20 protein-coding genes and 3 pseudogenes are annotated in these 15,999 nt (G+C 62.3%); 5 read left to right on the top strand and 18 right to left on the bottom strand.

The window, feature by feature from the left end; translation table 11 throughout:
- Positions 1–272: 272 nt before the first annotated feature.
- From H4P12_RS19140 to H4P12_RS18560, 3 genes and pseudogenes are all read right to left on the bottom strand, one after another.
- Positions 273–428 (bottom strand): annotated as a pseudogene (locus tag H4P12_RS19140) (DUF3489 domain-containing protein); the annotation flags it as partial.
- 69 nt (positions 429–497) lie between these two features.
- Positions 498–719 carry a hypothetical protein gene (locus H4P12_RS18675; protein ID WP_246448848.1) on the bottom strand — a complete coding sequence of 74 codons (222 nt, stop codon included), beginning with the start codon at positions 717–719 and terminating at the stop codon, positions 498–500.
- Positions 716–877, bottom strand: a complete 162-nt coding sequence (locus tag H4P12_RS18560; RefSeq protein WP_223115675.1) for a hypothetical protein — start codon at positions 875–877, stop codon at positions 716–718. Before H4P12_RS18560 ends, H4P12_RS18675 begins: the two co-directional genes overlap by 4 nt.
- 11 nt (positions 878–888) lie before the next feature.
- Here H4P12_RS18560 and H4P12_RS04465 point away from each other — a divergent pair.
- Positions 889–1,284, top strand: a pseudogene (locus H4P12_RS04465) (ATP-binding cassette domain-containing protein); the annotation flags it as partial.
- Positions 1,285–1,483: 199 nt separating this feature from the next.
- The gene (locus H4P12_RS04470; protein WP_246448854.1) at positions 1,484–1,972 is read left to right on the top strand and encodes a MarR family winged helix-turn-helix transcriptional regulator; all 489 of its coding nucleotides are present in this window, start codon (positions 1,484–1,486) and stop codon (positions 1,970–1,972) included.
- 2 nt (positions 1,973–1,974) lie between these two features.
- Here H4P12_RS04470 and H4P12_RS04475 read toward each other — a convergent pair whose 3' ends face one another.
- The 13 genes from H4P12_RS04475 to H4P12_RS04535 all read right to left on the bottom strand — a co-directional run bounded on the left by H4P12_RS04475 (position 1,975) and on the right by H4P12_RS04535 (position 12,414).
- The gene (locus H4P12_RS04475; RefSeq protein WP_187792353.1) at positions 1,975–3,942 is read right to left on the bottom strand and encodes a TonB-dependent receptor plug domain-containing protein; all 1,968 of its coding nucleotides are present in this window, start codon (positions 3,940–3,942) and stop codon (positions 1,975–1,977) included.
- Positions 3,943–4,276: 334 nt separating this feature from the next.
- Positions 4,277–5,188 carry a cell envelope integrity protein TolA gene (gene tolA, locus H4P12_RS04480; protein WP_187792354.1) on the bottom strand — a complete coding sequence of 304 codons (912 nt, stop codon included), beginning with the start codon at positions 5,186–5,188 and terminating at the stop codon, positions 4,277–4,279.
- Positions 5,188–5,574, bottom strand: coding sequence for an ExbD/TolR family protein (locus tag H4P12_RS04485; protein WP_187792355.1), 387 nt, complete (start codon positions 5,572–5,574; stop codon positions 5,188–5,190). Before H4P12_RS04485 ends, tolA begins: the two co-directional genes overlap by 1 nt.
- Positions 5,571–5,951 (bottom strand): biopolymer transporter ExbD, encoded by a 381-nt coding sequence (locus H4P12_RS04490; protein ID WP_187792356.1) that lies wholly within the window; start codon positions 5,949–5,951, stop codon positions 5,571–5,573. The genes H4P12_RS04485 and H4P12_RS04490 overlap by 4 nt, the downstream gene beginning before the upstream one ends.
- A complete protein-coding gene (locus tag H4P12_RS04495) occupies positions 5,944–6,594 on the bottom strand; it encodes a MotA/TolQ/ExbB proton channel family protein (protein WP_187792357.1) in 651 nt (216 codons plus the stop codon). Before H4P12_RS04495 ends, H4P12_RS04490 begins: the two co-directional genes overlap by 8 nt.
- On the bottom strand, positions 6,591–7,028 hold the full coding sequence (locus H4P12_RS04500; RefSeq protein ID WP_187792358.1) for a hypothetical protein: 438 nt from the start codon (positions 7,026–7,028) through the stop codon (positions 6,591–6,593). The genes H4P12_RS04495 and H4P12_RS04500 overlap by 4 nt, the downstream gene beginning before the upstream one ends.
- 137 nt (positions 7,029–7,165) lie before the next feature.
- The gene (locus H4P12_RS04505) at positions 7,166–7,531 is read right to left on the bottom strand and encodes a glyoxalase superfamily protein (RefSeq protein ID WP_187792495.1); all 366 of its coding nucleotides are present in this window, start codon (positions 7,529–7,531) and stop codon (positions 7,166–7,168) included.
- Positions 7,532–7,533: 2 nt separating this feature from the next.
- Complete coding sequence (hmuQ, locus tag H4P12_RS04510) at positions 7,534–7,860, bottom strand: heme-degrading protein HmuQ (RefSeq protein ID WP_187792359.1); 327 nt, start codon at positions 7,858–7,860, stop codon at positions 7,534–7,536.
- A 10-nt stretch (positions 7,861–7,870) separates the two neighbouring features.
- The gene (locus tag H4P12_RS04515) at positions 7,871–8,620 is read right to left on the bottom strand and encodes a ChaN family lipoprotein (RefSeq protein WP_187792360.1); all 750 of its coding nucleotides are present in this window, start codon (positions 8,618–8,620) and stop codon (positions 7,871–7,873) included.
- Between the two features lie 11 nt (positions 8,621–8,631).
- Positions 8,632–9,414, bottom strand: a complete 783-nt coding sequence (locus H4P12_RS04520) for a heme ABC transporter ATP-binding protein (RefSeq protein ID WP_187792361.1) — start codon at positions 9,412–9,414, stop codon at positions 8,632–8,634.
- Positions 9,411–10,469, bottom strand: a complete 1,059-nt coding sequence (locus H4P12_RS04525) for a FecCD family ABC transporter permease (RefSeq protein ID WP_223115677.1) — start codon at positions 10,467–10,469, stop codon at positions 9,411–9,413. Before H4P12_RS04525 ends, H4P12_RS04520 begins: the two co-directional genes overlap by 4 nt.
- A gap of 11 nt (positions 10,470–10,480) precedes the next feature.
- Positions 10,481–11,338 (bottom strand): heme/hemin ABC transporter substrate-binding protein, encoded by an 858-nt coding sequence (locus tag H4P12_RS04530; protein WP_246448856.1) that lies wholly within the window; start codon positions 11,336–11,338, stop codon positions 10,481–10,483.
- Positions 11,339–11,355: 17 nt separating this feature from the next.
- On the bottom strand, positions 11,356–12,414 hold the full coding sequence (locus H4P12_RS04535) for a hemin-degrading factor (protein WP_187792364.1): 1,059 nt from the start codon (positions 12,412–12,414) through the stop codon (positions 11,356–11,358).
- 197 nt (positions 12,415–12,611) lie between these two features.
- Here H4P12_RS04535 and H4P12_RS04540 point away from each other — a divergent pair, with 197 nt between their 5' ends.
- Both H4P12_RS04540 and H4P12_RS19235 read left to right on the top strand, forming a co-directional pair.
- On the top strand, positions 12,612–14,666 hold the full coding sequence (locus tag H4P12_RS04540; protein ID WP_187792365.1) for a TonB-dependent receptor domain-containing protein: 2,055 nt from the start codon (positions 12,612–12,614) through the stop codon (positions 14,664–14,666).
- Positions 14,667–14,746: 80 nt separating this feature from the next.
- Positions 14,747–14,818, top strand: a pseudogene (locus H4P12_RS19235) (hypothetical protein); the annotation flags it as partial.
- Here the strand turns inward: H4P12_RS19235 and H4P12_RS19240 are convergent.
- Together H4P12_RS19240 and H4P12_RS04555 are read right to left on the bottom strand one after the other, a co-directional pair.
- Positions 14,806–15,156 carry a phage integrase central domain-containing protein gene (locus tag H4P12_RS19240; protein ID WP_425498203.1) on the bottom strand — a complete coding sequence of 117 codons (351 nt, stop codon included), beginning with the start codon at positions 15,154–15,156 and terminating at the stop codon, positions 14,806–14,808. The pseudogene H4P12_RS19235 and the gene H4P12_RS19240 sit on opposite strands and share 13 nt — an antisense overlap.
- On the bottom strand, positions 15,069–15,452 hold the full coding sequence (locus tag H4P12_RS04555) for an Arm DNA-binding domain-containing protein (protein ID WP_187792367.1): 384 nt from the start codon (positions 15,450–15,452) through the stop codon (positions 15,069–15,071). The genes H4P12_RS19240 and H4P12_RS04555 overlap by 88 nt, the downstream gene beginning before the upstream one ends.
- Before the next feature lie 168 nt (positions 15,453–15,620).
- Here H4P12_RS04555 and H4P12_RS04560 point away from each other — a divergent pair, with 168 nt between their 5' ends.
- Positions 15,621–15,995, top strand: coding sequence for a hypothetical protein (locus tag H4P12_RS04560; RefSeq protein WP_187792368.1), 375 nt, complete (start codon positions 15,621–15,623; stop codon positions 15,993–15,995).
- Positions 15,996–15,999: the final 4 nt, after the last annotated feature.

Raw genomic sequence — 15,999 nt, forward strand, 5'->3', positions numbered from 1 at the left:
TCTGCGCGAACCCTTGACCCGCCCCTGCACAGCCCTTCCATCCTTGACGACCGGTCCCCGATCAGAGGCAGGGCCAACGGGCGCGACGCACAGGAAGGAACTCTGGGCGTCGGGAGATAAGCTGATGATGCCGTGCCCCGACACCCTGGAAGCGCGGTGGCCGGAACAATTACTCGGCGGGGTAAATCCTGCAGACCCGGGCCCCGAGCAGGTTCTTTCTCGGAGATTACCCGCAGACCGAGCTTCTTTTTCAGCGATCCCGAGATCGCGCCCCGAATGGAGTGCGACCGCCACTCCAGTTTGCCTGCGATCTCTGCGATGGTCGCGCCCTCCGGTGCCTGCACCATGGCGATCAGCTGCGCCTGTTCCGAGCCGTGACGCTGCGCAGCGGCGATGGCCTCAGGCTTGGCGTCCCGCAACCCCGCCATGGCCTTGACCACCAACGAATCGATGCCGATGGCGCCCAGCCCGGCGTCGGTGGCGATCAGCGTAGTGCCCTACCCGTCGCCGGTTTCCCGCCAGAGCGGCTCGCCGCGCCGGATGTTGGCTTCCACTTCGTCGATGAAGCCCAGCTTGATCATCCGGGCGATGGCCATCTTCGCCGCCGCGCCATGCAGCCCGTTGGGTAGCCGCAGGGCGAGATTGCCCGGCCGGGCGCTGGCGCGGGTCAGATCAGGGTCTGGGTGTCGGTGAGTTTGGTCTTGGCGGTCTCCGTTCATTGCCGCCGCAAATCGCGGGCGGCTTCTACGGAGGCAAAATCGTAGATCTGTTTCAGCAGGTTCACCTGATATTCGAGGCTGCCGACATGGCTCCAGTTCAGCCGCTCCGGGTCCGCACCGAAATGGCCCTCGCCGAAGGCCCGCAACCAGTTCAGCATGGCGTCGATTTCGCCTTGGCGCGTCCGAAGACGAAAACACGCAAGCGGCCGCGCAGGCCCAGTTGTCTTCCCTGATCCACGCCTTGCCGGACGGTCTTGATACAGTTGTCTGCGAACGCGGCGTGATGCTGTCCGGCGGGCAGCGCCAGCGCGTTGCCATCGCCCGCGCCTTTCTGAAGAATCCGCCGATCATGATACTGGACGAGGCGACCAGCGCACTGGACAGCCAGACCGAACGCGAAATTCAGCAGGCGCTGGACCGGTTGTCAGAGGGTCGTACGACGCCGGTCATCGCCCATCGCCTGGGCACGATCCGCAACGCAGATCGCATCGTGGTGATGCATGAAGAGCGGATAGTGGAACCGGGCTCGCATGACGAACCGGTATTGAGGGACGGGGTCTATGCAGGCGTGCCAACTGACGACTGTGAGCAGCAGCCGGGAACAACAACATACGCCCCGGCACGAAAAGCGGCGGGAAACATATTGCCCTGTCCGGATTATGCTGACGCTAATGGCAGCTTGCAGCGGGGACTCGCATCTCGCGCCGCACAGGAATAGGTTCGGTCAAGCCCGGATTGACATATTTACGACGGAGCCATCTCACTTGTCTGCGCTCAAGCCGAACCCCGCCCGGGAAACCGGGGCGCCGCAATTCGACGACCGCGACCCGCGCATCGCTTATAATCGGGTTTTCTTTGCCCTTCTGCGCGTCCAGCGTTGCCTGATGCCGCGGATCGAGAAAAGCCTTGCCCGCTTCGGCATCCGTCATCCGATCTGGTATGAAATTCTATACGCAGTGGAACAGGCCGGACCCGATGGCGTCCAGATGCTTACCTTGCAGGAGCGCCTCGCGGTCGCGCAATATTCGCTTTCGCGCCATGTCGACCGGATGGAAAAGGCCGGGCTGATCCGCAGCAAGCCGCTGCCCGGTGCGGGCCGTGCGAAAAGCCTGCATCTGACCGATGCGTCGTCCGGGCTGCAGGACGAGGTCTGGCAGGTATATGTCCGCCATATCCAGGACGCCCTCGGTCCGAAAATGACGACGGACGAAGCCTATGACCTCGTCCGCGTGCTCAACCGTCTCTACGACTGAAATCAGAACTGTTTCGTCAGGACGAGCGAGATATTCCGACCTGGCTCATTAAGCGGTTCGACCGATGAGAAATCCTGACCATAGGTCGCGCGGTCGGCATATTCCTTGTCCAGAACATTCTCGATCTGACCCCGGATCACCAACCCGTCAAAGCCGGCGGGCGTGTATTCTGCAAACAGGTTCAGCACCGCATAACCCGGAATTTCCCGGTCGGCATCAACCTCGGTATCGCTATAACGCTGCGCGGCCTCGATGCTGCCGCCAACGGTCAGATCATATTGCGCCAACGTATGTTGCGCCTCGATCGCAAAGACACCGCCCAATGGCGCGCCCAGATCGACGGCGGTATAGCTGTCGGTCCCGGCACCGTCGACTTTCACCTTGCTGCGCGAATAGGACGCGCGCAGGAACCCGTCCGCCCAGCCATAGCCCAGCCCCAGATTGAAACCGCGGCTTTCCATATCGGCGCTGTCATTGGCAGCATAGCTGCTGAAGCGCACATCGTCGATCTGGGTCAGGAACAGTTCGCCATCCAGCCGCAGATCGCCCGCGTCGTAGTCGAAGCCGAGTGCATAGTTTCGCGAGCGCGAAGCGCGCAGCGCCCCATAGTCCCAAGCCGGGTTGAAGATAAAGTTGTCCTCCATCGTCAGCCCCCCAAAGACGGTCGAGGCGCCTGCGCGCAGGCTGAGTGTATCGGTCACGGCATAGGAAGCCGAGCCATTGGCGCTGAAGCCCGAGAAGCTATCCTGCCAACCGCTGGTGCCTTCAAAATCCTGCCGGTCCCAGCGGGCGCCAAACGAGAGCGACAGAGGGTCGGACGGCTCCATCCTGGCCTGCCCGAAGATACCGATATTCTGCGCGTTTTCGCTGATGCCACTGGTCAGTGCGTCGCTGTAACGGCTTTCGCGGTCGTAATAATCAAGCCCGGCACTGATGCTGTCGGTCGCCGACAGGTGAAAGCGGTTCTCGGCCTTGACCGAGAAGGTCTTGTTCAACCCGCGGCTGACGCCGTAAGCCGTGTCCAGCGGCTGATCAACGCCGATATCGACCTCGGACCAGCCGATGGTCACGCGCGGATCCCAGACGCCATCGGCCTGCATATTGCGATAGGACAGCGTATAGGTGCTGCGTTCCGTATCATAGCGGCGCAGCGGGAATGGCCGTCCGACACCGATTATGTTGGCGCGATAGGGACGCAGGGCGTTATCCTCCATCCGCTGGCCCGACAGTTCGATCCGATGACCTGTATCCGCCTCATAGGCGAATTTCAGCAGGCCTGCGTTCAAATCGGCGGCGCTTCCCTCGACCACATCGCCGGCGCCGGTTTCATAATCGTCGCCGGTGGCGCGTTTGATATAGGCCAGCCACTCGAAACCCTGATGCTGCCCCGCCAATGTGACCGATCCCGCCAGCGTGCCGCCATTGCTGCCATAGGAAAGCCGCGCATTGCCGCCCACCGCCTGCCCGTCCATCAGGACATCGCCTGCATCGACCGTTTCCATGACTACGGCACCGGCCATTGCATTCGGGCCGGCATCCGCAGCGGCGATCCCGGCATCGACGCGGACGAATTTCATCAGACCCGGATCGAAGGCATTGGCCGAAACATGGTGGAAGATGCGATTGTTCTGCGCGGCGCCATCGACCGTTACCGCAAGGTTCAGCATATCGACGCCGTTGACGAAGATCTTCTGCGCGACCGGAATCCCACCGCCCACCGACACCGACGCGATACCGCTGAATAGATCCTTCAGATCCCCCATCCGTGCACGGTCCAGCTCTGCGTCGGCGACGTATTCGCTGGTCCCCCGATCGGCGGCATTGCCGTCATCGTCACGGGCGCGGATGACGATGGGGTCCAGCATGATCGCTTGCTCCGACGCGCCCTGCGTCAGGGCAGGCATGGGCATGATACAGATCGGCAGCGCGGAAAGCAGCAAAGCTGCCTTAAACAGACGGTTCGGGGCCATGGTCAATCTCCAGCAGGTTAAATGGCTGAGGATGGGCACCCTTGGCTGCCGCGCCTGCTACCAGAACCCCCGTTATCATGCAACTGCATGAAAGTATTTTGACATCGCCCGCCCCGCGCCAAAGGCACCGCGCCATAGCGGTCAGAGTTTGGGCACAGGCCAATGACACGAAACTTGCTGCAGACAATTCAGAACCGGCGCATCGTCGAAAGCGCGACAGATGGCCAGACCCCGTATATCAAGTTTGACGAGACACCGGATGGTCGGAACGTAGATGACGACGATTGAAGAAATTCAGTTGCAGCAGCGTGAAAGCACTTCCTGCGGGCCCGCGTCAGCGTCCTTCGATCCGTACGGAAAAATTGCGGTTCGCGCCCTGTGGGGGGCGTGGGAACGGGCTTGCTCGCTGGATCAGACGCAGCGCGGCCTGATCCAAGGCGGACGATCCTGAACTGCGGGCAATCGAGACCGATGCAAGACCGCCATTGGCAGCTATCGTGAAGCTGACCAGTGCCGCGCCGCGGGCATTGACGCGTGGCTTGCCCACGCGGGCCAACTTTTGCATGACAAGGCCGGGATAGTTGCTTGCCGCTGCATTGCCGTCTGCCTGCTGCTGTCCGCCACTACCACGTTGACGCGCGGTCGCATCGGCTTGGCCGGTGGCCTCACCAGCTCGCGCATTGCGCTGTGCATTTCCCTGTGCCGGTTTCGCAGCAGCCTGCGACCTTGGCGCGGCCTGCTGCGGCTTGGGCGCAGATTTCGCCTGAGCCTGCGGCCTGGACGCTTGTTCAACTGTCCTGCTGCGCGGCGTTGGCCGGGCCGAACGGGTCAGGGCGGTGCTGTCCGGGTCCTCGCTCACCAACCGTTCAAAGGGGGTTTGGGCCTCTATCGGCTGTGGAAGCGTTGGCTCTGGCCGGACGGATGGCACCAGTGTGGCCACCTGCACGGGGGGCGAAGGAATTGCGGGAAGCGGTTCGGTTGGCGTGATCGGAGAAACCGGGGCGGGATTTTCGGCTTCGATCCGCTGCGGTCGCGCGGCTTCTGTCACATCGGTCGCGTCGGGGGCTTCTGCGCTTAGCGTGCCGGCGGACATATCCGCGAAGGCATTGCCAAGCCGGACCTCGGCGGCGCCATTGCCGCCTTCGATCTGAACCTCTTCCCGCGCAACAAGTGCCACGGCAAGCGCGCCGTGCACAGTAAGTGCCAGCGACAGGGCGACGAGTTTTGCAATGCCCGGGTTCCCCATCACGGCATCCCGCGTTCGGTCACAATCAGGACACGCTCTGCCCCAGCCTCGCGCAGCTCCCGCCCCAGGGCGACGAGCGTAGAGGCCGGCACGTCACGGTCGGGTATGATGCGTATATCGGCCCGCGCCTCCTCGGGCAGCGAGCCGACAAAAGCTGCGGCCGAGCCGATATCGCGACCGCGATTGGTCATCCGGCCGTCAGGATGCAGGACCAGCGCGTCCGCTGGCGCGGTACCTTCGATATCTGCAGTCCTGACCAATTGCAGATCCTTGTCCAGCGAAGGCGCAATCGTGCCGGCGACAAGAAAGAAGATCAGCATCAGAAATACGACGTTGATCAGCGCGATGGTCGGCTCGCTTTCCGATTTGCGGCGGCGGCGGATCATGATGCCTCCAGCACGGTGACGCTGATATTGGGAATGGCACGCAACACCACCAGCAGATCGGTCAGCTGTTGGGCCGTAACATCGGCCTGCGCCGCGACAACGACGCGCAGCGGGTCATCGCCGGTCCGGTGCTGCGTCAGCGTGTCTGACAGACTGTCCATCGCCGCTTCGGCGCCGTTCAGTCGCAGCGATCCGGCTGCCAGCGACAGGAAGACCGGGGGTGCGGTGGATGCCGCGCCGCCGGCGCTGGCCGAGGCGAATTCGACCTCGGCAAAGCGGCTGAAGGTCGATGACAACATGAAGAACAACAGCAGCAGGAAGATAACGTCGATCAGCGAGGTCAGCGACAAACTGCGTCTGCGCCGGAGTTTACGCATGAACCGGAACGCCTTGTGGTTTTTCGGCCCGCTTGTGGCATTCTGGTGCCAGAACGGTATGAATCGCCTTTTGCGCAAGCACGCGGTCAGCGTCGATGCGGGCTTCGAACCAGCTTAGGACGGCCACCGTCGGCATGGCCACGGCCAGCCCGACCGCCGTGGTCAGCAGCGCGACCCAGATGCCGCCGGCAAGAATTGACGGGTCAACCTGTGCTCCGGCGTCTTGCAGCGCCTGAAAGGCCGTGATCATCCCAAGCACGGTCCCGAAAAGACCCAGAAGCGGCGCAAGTTGCCCGATTGAGTCGAGCAGACGAAAGCCGCGTTCCAGCCTTGCAAATCGCGTCTCGGCCTCGGCCTCCAGTCGGGCGACGTCTGTCTGGCCATCGAAGGCCATGGTCACGACCGGCACCAGATAGCTGCGCGACTGATCGATATTCTGGCGCGCCGCGCCACGATCGCCAGCATCCCAGGCGTCAATTGCCGCGCGCAGGGCCTTGTGCCGCCCGACCCCCGCGACCGAGAATTGCCACAGCTTGTAGAGAACGACGCTCGATACCAGAATCGACAGCACACCAAGCAGCAGGACGACTGGTCCGCCAAGCTCGAAAATCCGCAACACGGCGTCTTGGATCGTGGACATCATCCCAGCACCTCCACATCCGATTTGCTGAGCAGTTCAAGGTCGCGGGTGCAGGCATCTGTCGGCACGCCGGGACCCGAGCATGTCTCGGCGCCGTTTATCAGGATCCGACCAAGCGATGCGCAGGCAAGGTCAGGCACAAGGAACTGCCGCACCCTTGGCCGTTCGGTGGGCAGCGTGCCCAGATCGAACAGGGTCAGCCGCTCGACACGGCCTTCGGTGTCGAACAGCACGGTTTCGTAAACGGCGCTTTCAATATCGAAGGCATGTCCGTTCTGGATGAGGAAGCTGATCCGGCAGGCATTTTCGACGGGCTCAAGGCTGTTGAGTTCGATCGAAACATGGGCGCCGGGATTGTCCTGCGCGTTGGCGGCGCTTGCGGACAATCCTGCGGCAAGCGCGGCGGCAAGCCGATAATTGATGGTTCTGCGCGGCATCTTTGCCTGGCCTCCGATGTTCTGATGCAGATCTGGCGGAGGCTGCGGCCTTTGCTGGACCGGAATTTGGTATCATCCGACAAGCCGGGGATCAATACCCGACTAAATCACTAAATTTTAACTCGCCGCCCGAGGCGTCAGCCCGCGTCACCGCCCTGATCAAGAAATCGAAGCCGGTTGCCGAAGGGGTCGATCACCGTCATTTCAAGCCCCCAAGGCTGGGGTTCCAACCCCGGCCGCATATTCGGATTCCTTGGCAGAGCCGCGTGAAAATCCCGCAACCCCTCGACATAGACCAGCGCGGTCGAGCCGGGTGTCGCATCGCCGTGATGTTCGCTCAGGTGCAGGTAAAACGCATCCAGCCGCAAGAACGCATAAAGGGGTGCACCGGGGTGAAAGCGGTGCTCATTTTCCCAGGCGAACCCCAGCCAGTCGACATAAAAGGCCCGCGCCCGGCCTTCGTCGAAGCTGCGAAAGACCGGCGCCGTGCGAACGGTCCGCATGGTCACGCCGGTTCCTTTGCGTCAATATGCTGGATCGCCGTGAAGCCCTCGAAACGCGGCGCACCCTCATGCAGCTTTCGGGTCTGGCCCGCGCGTGCGTGCGCGGCCCGGAATTCCTCGCTGGTGGTCCAGGCGCGGAAATGCCCCTCGGACCGCCAGACGGTATGCGAGGCATAGAGAATATTGCCATCCGCTTCTGGCCCCTTGAGCATATGGAACGACACAAAGCCGTCCATGTCCTGCAACCGGCTTTCGCGGGACAGCCAAAGCTGCTCGAACGCGGCGGCGTTTTCCAGCGGCACGGTAAAGCGGTTCATGGCCAGATACATGGGTTTCTCCTCAATTGCTTTGCAGTGATGCGCAGGGATCGTCGCGCGTCGCGGTCGGGACGATCCGCGTTTCGTCGAATGGCATGTCGGGCTCGCCCTCGACGAAGCCGATGGAGTGAGTGGTCACGCCGGGCGCGGTCTTGGCGATCACGGCTGGCACGCCCCAATCGGTGCGAGCATGTCCGTTGCCGGCGATCACGGCAACAGGCGGGCCATAGGTCTGCAACGCCTCTAGTGCCGCCCGGGCGAAAACCGCGTCGCGATAGCGCTGGACGACCACCATGCCTGCCATGGTTTCCAGCGGCATCGCCTCGCAATGCGCCTGGAATTGAAGCTGTTCGCGCGCCGATTGCTGATCGGCGGGCAGAGGCTGGTCAAGGCCGAACCGGGCCGCGTCGGCCCCGAACTGCGCGGCGGCGCCGTCGCTGTAAACTGCAGAAATCGTATCGCGCGGCGCGGCGGCGCCGATGATGCGTGCCTCGCCAAGGGCTTCGATAATCGGCTGATAGATTGGGAAATCCCGCCATCCGCTGGTCTCCCAAGCCTCGGCGATGACGCTGCGATCTGCATCGGCTTTCGCGGCCTCATCGGCGGTCAGCATCTCGAATACGACGGCGGTCGGTTTCAGCGCGCGCAGTTCCTCTGCCTGCCCAAGATGGGCGTCTGCATTATCGTGAACTTCGCCAAGGATCACGATATCCGCCTGCGTCTCTGCGAGAGCAGGCCCAGCAAGGCAAAGCAGCAAAGCGGCAACGCGCATGGTCAGTTCCTTTAGGCAGAGGCCACGTGAGGCAGGATATAGGGGATACCGTCCTGCGGCGGGGCCGAGACGCGCAAGTCGCAGCCATAGGCGCGCGACAATATGTCGTCGGTTAGCACCTCGCAGGGCGTGCCGAAGGCAAGCATCCGGCCCTCGGCCAGAATCGCCACCCGATCCGCATAGATCGCGGTCAGGTTCAAATCATGCATCACGGCGATCACACCACCGCCCGCGCGGGCGAAGTCGCGGGCGATCTGCATGACCTGCAACTGGTGCGCGATGTCGAGGCTGGAGACCGGCTCATCAAGCAACAGCCAGCGCGGCAGCCCGTCCTCGACCGGGGCCCAGACCTGCGCCAGCACGCGCGCCAGCATGACGCGCTGCGCCTCACCCCCTGACAATTCGTGGAATTCCCGCTCGGCATAATGTGCAAGGCCCACCCGCGCCAGCGCCCGCATGGGCACCGTGGGGCAATCGCCGGCGGTGCCGGATTGCAGGCCAAGACGGACAACCTCTATGACGGTAAAAGGAAAGGCGAGGCGCGACTGCTGCGGAAGAACCGCGCGTTGCGCCGCCAGTTCCCAAGGCTTCATCCCGCCGATATCCCGGCCGTTAAGGCTGACTTGGCCGGTGAAGGGCAGCGAGGCGGTGATCGCGCCCAGCAATGTCGACTTGCCCGAACCGTTGGGGCCGACGATGGCCGTGACCTTGCCGGGCTGCGCGGTCAGGTCTATGCCCCGCAGCACCTCTTGGCGGCCATAGGAGACGCGGATGCTTTCGGCGATCAGGCTCATTGTTCGACCAGCCCCCGACGCGTCAACAGAATCCACAGGAACACCGGCGCGCCCAGAATGGCGGTGACTATGCCGATAGGCAACTCAGCCGGCGCGATGATGACGCGCGCGATCACATCGGCAAGGATCAACAGGGTCGCGCCGAGCAGGGCGGCATTCGGTAGCAGGGTCCGGTGATCAGGCCCCGAGGCAAGGCGCAGCAGATGCGGCACGACGATGCCGACAAAGCCGATCCCGCCCGAAACCGCCACCGCCGCGCCCGTAGCCCCCGCGACCGAAAGGACGGCGATGGATTTCATCCGTTGCACGTCGCTTCCGATATGGGCCGCGGTGGCCTCGCCCAATGCCAGCCCGTTCAGGCCACGCCCCAACATCATGGCCGCGCCGATGGCAAGCGTGATGAGGGGCGTGGCGGCCAAGACCTTGGCCCAGCTTGCCCCCGCAAGCGATCCCATCTGCCAAAAGGTCAGATCGCGAAGCTGCTGGTCATCGGCCATATAGACCAGCACCCCGGACGCCGCACCCGACAAGGCGCCCAGCGCAATCCCCGCCAGCAGCATCGTGGCGACCGAGGTGCGCCCGTGACGCGTCGAGACACGGTAGAGCAGGATGGTGGTGCCAAGCGCAAAAAGAAAGGCAGCAATGGGAGTTAGATAGTTGCCGGTCAGGCCGGTGATCCAGACTGGCAGCAGCCCCCCAAGCACGATGGAAACAATCGCGCCAAGACCGGCGGTCATGCTGATTCCGACGATGCCGGGATCGGCCAGCGGGTTGCGAAACAGGCCTTGCATGACCGTGCCCGAGACGGCCAACGCCCCACCCACAAGCACACCCATGGCCAGTCGCGGCAGGCGGATGTCGATCAGGACCACCCGCTCCATATGGCTCAGCGCCTCTCCCTGCGCCAGCTTGCTAAGCATGGCCGACAGTGTCACATCCGTCGCGCCCACCTGCAGGCTTGTGATACTGGCCAGGATCAGCGCACCGGCCAGAAGCCAATGCAGGGTCCGGGCCCGTGCAAAACGGTCGCGCGAAGGTGCGGCGGTATCGGCCAATGTCGCCACCCCTACGCGCCGCCGTCGTAAAGCGCATCATTCAACTGGCGAACTGCTTCGGCCGTCCGGGGGCCAAAGCCCAGAAGCAGCAGCCCGTCGATGCGAACCGAAGCCCGTGTTTCGGCGGCGGGGGTCAGTTTGATGGCTGGCATCGCGAAAAGCTGGTCATCCGCTGCGCCATGGTCGTCACCTCGGTCCATCATCAGGATGACATCAGGCGCGGCGAGGCCCACGGCCTCGTCAGTGATCTGCTTGTATCCCTCGTAATCGCTGATCGCATTCACCCCGCCCGCCATGCGGATGATCGCATCAGCAGACGTTCCTGTCCCCGAGGCGTTGATCTTGCCATCCTGCGTGGAGATGACGAACAGAACCCGCTTTTTCGATCCCTCCGGTCGCTCCGCATCCTGCGTTGCAGCCGCCAGCGCCGCCTTGACCTCGGCGGCCAGTTCATCGGCGCGGTCCGGCACGCCAAGGGCATCGCCGACGACATCGATTTTCTGCAAGATCCCGTCGGCAGTGAACGCCTCGGGCACCTCGATGAACTCCACATCCGCCGCGCGGATGACCTCCAGCGCCTCGGGCGGACCCGCGCCCTCTTCCGAGATGATCAGCGAGGGACCGACCGACAAAACACCCTCAGGCGAAAGCGCCCGCATATAGCCGACATCGGGAAGCTCCGTCACCTCGGGCGGATAGGTCGAGGTCGTATCGCGCGCCTTCAGCCTGTGACCCTGCCCAAGCGCCACGATAATCTCTGTGACCGAGCCGCCGATTGACAGAACGTCCGGCTGCGGGTCCGTCTGCGCGGCCTCTTGGGCGCTGACCGGCCATGCCAGCGTGGTTGCGATCGCCGTCAGGCCGGCCATGATATGTCGCCGCCGCATCATACCGGCACCGATGTCAGCGAGGGCAGGTCGTTCACGATGTGGCCCCATTCGGCGCGTGAATCGCGCCCCTCCTTGCCGACGCCGAAGACCTGAAAGATCAGCCCGCCCTCTGCATCGAAGGCCTCGACCGATACGGCCGGACCGCGTTGCGTGGGTTTATCCACCGCCCAGACCTCGGCCACCTTGTCCAAGCGCAGATGCAGGTTGAAGCCGGGGTCCATCACGTTCTGCCACGGCCCCATCGGAGTCAGCGTCCTGATCGGGCCGGTATGGATCTGGATGCAACCGCGATTGCCGACAAAGACCATCACCTCGATCCCCGCGCGCTGAACGGCGTTCAGCATGGCATCGACGGCCCTGACTTCCAGCGCCCGCACGAATGGCTCGCCCGCAACCCGATAGGCCCCAAGACGGTTCATCTTCAGCTTTGAACACAGCCGCAGGAACTGATGGGTGTCGGTCAGGCGCTTCCATTCGTCACGCAGGATATCGGCCTTTTCAGGACGGGATTTCGCCCCCTCGAGCGGCCGGCGCGGCTCTACTTCCAGCACATCGGACTGATCGGGCAGCGAGAGACTGGCGACGATTCCGCCCCACTCGGCATGGTTCGACCCCTCGCGCAGATGGATCTTGTGGACCGCATCGCCCGCCGCGTCGAAGACCTGCAACGACCGGCGCGGGGCTTTGCCGGCCTCTGCTTCCGCCTCTACCGCATAGGCATGCACCCAATGCGACGGAAAGATACGCAGGTCAATATTCTCGGTTAGCGTCATGGCCGCGTGTTCGCCGGGGTGATAATTCCCGTATTCGCCAACCTTTTCATGCACGCAGGCCTCGACACGCGTCAGTGCCATGACCTCGCCCAGCCTCTCGGCCGCCGCGATGATCTGGTCGGGATGCGCCGCGATCCGCGTTGCGCCCTGCCCGACACCTGCCGCGACAAGCTGCGCCTCAGAGATGTTCAGCGCATTCGCGGCGTCGCGGGCACGAAGCTTTGGATTCCCGGCCAGAAAATCGCGAATATCCTGCGGGTGTGTGGCGGCCTGATCTGACATGTTCATCCTTGGGTTGCAAACCTCCGATGGCTGCGCAGTGACCTGGTCTCGCATGGCTCTCGAATTTATCTTGACTGTTTTAGTCTGATTAAGATAGGGCTGCAAGCCGTCGCGATAGGCCTTGTCGCCACAACAACAACAATTCCCTGCGCCAGCCCCTGCAAGCAACGGCCCTGACCCCTGAAGGACGGCGCAATATGTCAACCCAATTCCTGCGCGGCACGACCGCACTTGTCTGCCTGGCAATGGCTTTTCCGGCCTTTGCGCAGGACGATACCGATCCCGGCTTTCTTGGCACGCTGGTGCTGACTGGTGGCAAGCGCGATCTGACATATGGCACCGCGCTGTCGCGCACCGTCGTCGGCGAAGAGGAAATTCAGGACCGTCAGGCCAGCACCGTTGCGCAACTGATCGATTCGGTTCCCGGCGTGAGCCTGGTGAATGGCACCACGCCACAGGGATCGGGCATCAACATCCGCGGCTTTGGCGCCAACACGACCTATGGCTCGGACCAGAAAATCGCGGTGCAGATCGACGGCGCCAGCGTCGGCTCGGAAGAGCTTTACCGCATCGGCACGCAACTCTTCACCGACCCGCTGCTGTACCGAGAGGTCGAGGTGCTGCGGGGAACCATTGGCAGCTTTGCCTATGGCTCTGGCATCGTGGGCGGCGTCGTGCTGATGGAGACCAAGGATGCCAGCGACTTCACCGGTGGCGTTCCGGGCTTTGGCGGATCTCAGACCTTCGAGTTTGCGTCGAATGGCAATGGCCGGGTCAGTTCGACCAACCTTGCCTGGATGCCGAATGAACAGGCCGAATTCCTGATGAACTACACCTGGCGCGATTTCGATGATCTGGAAGCAGGCAACGGGACCACGATCGGCAACAGCGCGTTCAACACGCCCTCCTATCTTGCAAAGGGCCGCTTCACCTTTGGCCAGGATGATGCGCATTCGCTGACCCTCAGCCATTCGCGCACCGTCGCTGACGACAAGGACGTGCCCTATGACCAGTTCGACACGACGGCGGGATCCTTTGGCCGCGTCGATCGGATAACGGACACGCGGCAGACCGCGCTGGAATACCGATTTGACCCCGCAAGTGACCTGATAGACCTGCGCGCGAACCTGTCCTACGCGGATCAGCAGATCGACGCGACCTATATCGACGGCAGTTCACCCTTCCAGGCCGGGCAGCCGGTCGCGGTCTTCTGCGCCAACCCGTTCTTCGGAGTGATCTGCGCCGACAACAAATATGAGACGACCAAGCTGAACGTGTCGAACCGTGCGTTGTTCTCGACCGGCGCGGTCGAGCACGACATGCTGGCCGGGATCGAGGCGATCCGCAAAAAGCGGCTTGATGCGCCTGCAGCACCGGGAGGCACCGACCGACGGATCGCGGCCTATGTCATCGACAAAATGACGGTCAGCAATGTGACCATCACACCGGCGCTGCGCTATGAAACATCAACCATTGAAAGCGCCGTGCCACTGACCGGCTTTCCCAACAGCTATGACAAAGACGCGTTGATGGGCGGTCTGGCCTTGGCCTATGATTTTGGCAACGGCCTGTCGGTCTTCGGCTCAGCCGCCTATACCGAGGGGCTTCCACTGATCGACGATCTTGGCGCGACCCCAACCTCGCAAGCGCGGCTGGATACGACCGAAAAGTCGCGGACCTTCGAACTCGGGGCGGAATACTCGGGTGAGGAGGTCTTCGCCCAAGGCGACACGTTCACGATCCGCGGGAACCTCTACCAGACCAAGTTGTGGGATGTGACCAGCTACACCGTTGCCGGTTCCACATCGACCGATCTCGACAGCGTCGAGACACGTGGATTCGAACTGGAAGCCTCTTATGGCTCGGCCACCGGCTTCTATGTCGATCTGGCCGGTCATCTGGGTGAAGGGACCGAGTACAATCCCGACGGAACCAGTGCGGTCTGGCGCAACGGCGCCGCCGACCGGGTACAACTCACCTTGGGCAGGAAGTGGGATGACCGCCTTGATCTGAGCTGGGAGGTCGTGCACACCGCAGACCAGCGCGACGCGCTTGGCGTCGATCTGCCGGACAGCACCATCCACAACCTTCGCGCCACATGGAAGCCCGAGGCACAGGGCTGGCTTGATGGCACCGCCGTCCGCTTCGGCCTGGAGAACGCCTTCGACAAAGACTATGTCGGCCACCTTTCCTCGCCGACCCGCAAGGCACCGGGCCGCTCGTTCAAGGTCTCGCTGACCAAGTCCTTCTGATCGGCGCAAAGACGACGATTGCGGAGATGGCACGACGTGCTGGCAGGTTTACAACCGGCGCAAGAAGCTGCGGTCAGATGCGCATGAAGGTTCCGAAGCTGCGGCGACAGACCTTTGAAACGGCGATCATCGAACGGTATCAGCGCCGGGAGCGACCATAGGCGATGCCGGGATTGAAATCGGCAGGATTGTCGGAGATGTCATAGTCCAACTTGGCAAGTTCAAAGATCTCGCGGATCCGGCCAAGCGTGCGCTTTGCCGTTTCGTGTTTGCCATGCCAGATCGGTCGCAATGCCTCGACAACCTCTCGACGCTCGATCTGCCCGATGGGCCGCTCGGCAAGAGTAGGAAACGCGTAGGTCTCGATCGTCGTCCAGTTCTGGGCGATGTGCTTGCCATTCTTCAGGCCGCCCCGCTTGCGGTCGAACCAGACCCGCGCGACGCCCCGGAATGGGGTTTCAGAGCGGGAGGCTCTGCCAACGACGGCGATTGCGGGTCGGCAATGTCGCCCTGCAGTGCTACCCGGATCTGCTCTGCCGACCAGCCGCGCGATGCCTGCATACGAACCCAGACTGCGGTGTCACGCGCCTGCCTGAGGCTGACTTTCGGAAAATCATCGAGATTGATCCAGACACGCCGGCGCTGACCGTCGGTGACCGCGATCTGGACCTGAAAGCCCTTCTTTCCCGACGGATAGAGCCTCTGATAGTGGTCATTGCCATCGCTGAGGCGTTCCTGGCTGAAGCCGAACTTGGCGGCTTCGACTTGTTTGACAGTAAGGTTCATCGTCTTCTCCTTCTGGGTGCTACCCGGACTGAGAAAGGGTATCCAAGCGTGCTGCGCTTGCCTAAATCCGCATGCAGCCGATTGAGGCCGAATGACAGAAGTAATTTATCAATTACAGCAAGTTGAATGACGGAATTGATGCTTATCGAGGTCGCATGACGGCAGACCTTGGACTTCACCGCCTCCGCCAAGGCCGACAACCTATCCTGTTTGATGGATATTTGTTCTGCGCGCCGCAGATTTTATCGACACCACCTGCCTGTAGCGGAATTCATCTGCGTTTCCGCGCACTGTATTCTGGATGTGACGACGCTTGGCCAAAGAAAAACCAGCTGGACCAAAATATTCGCGTCAAGCGTTGAATCCGTTGGCATTGTGGTGGTCGTAGCATCGATGTTTGCGCAATCGACGGGCAAAAATACCAAGTTAAGTCAGTATTTCTGTCAGATTTTCACTTGCACCGTAATGGGCTTTGCCGCAAATTCTGCGCACTTCGCGCCATTTTGTATTGGCGCTAAAAACATCTCTGGGAGGTTACGTTGAAAAT

Origin of the sequence: Paracoccus amoyensis, assembly GCF_014490725.1 — a bacterium.
Lineage (GTDB): Bacteria > Pseudomonadota > Alphaproteobacteria > Rhodobacterales > Rhodobacteraceae > Paracoccus > Paracoccus amoyensis.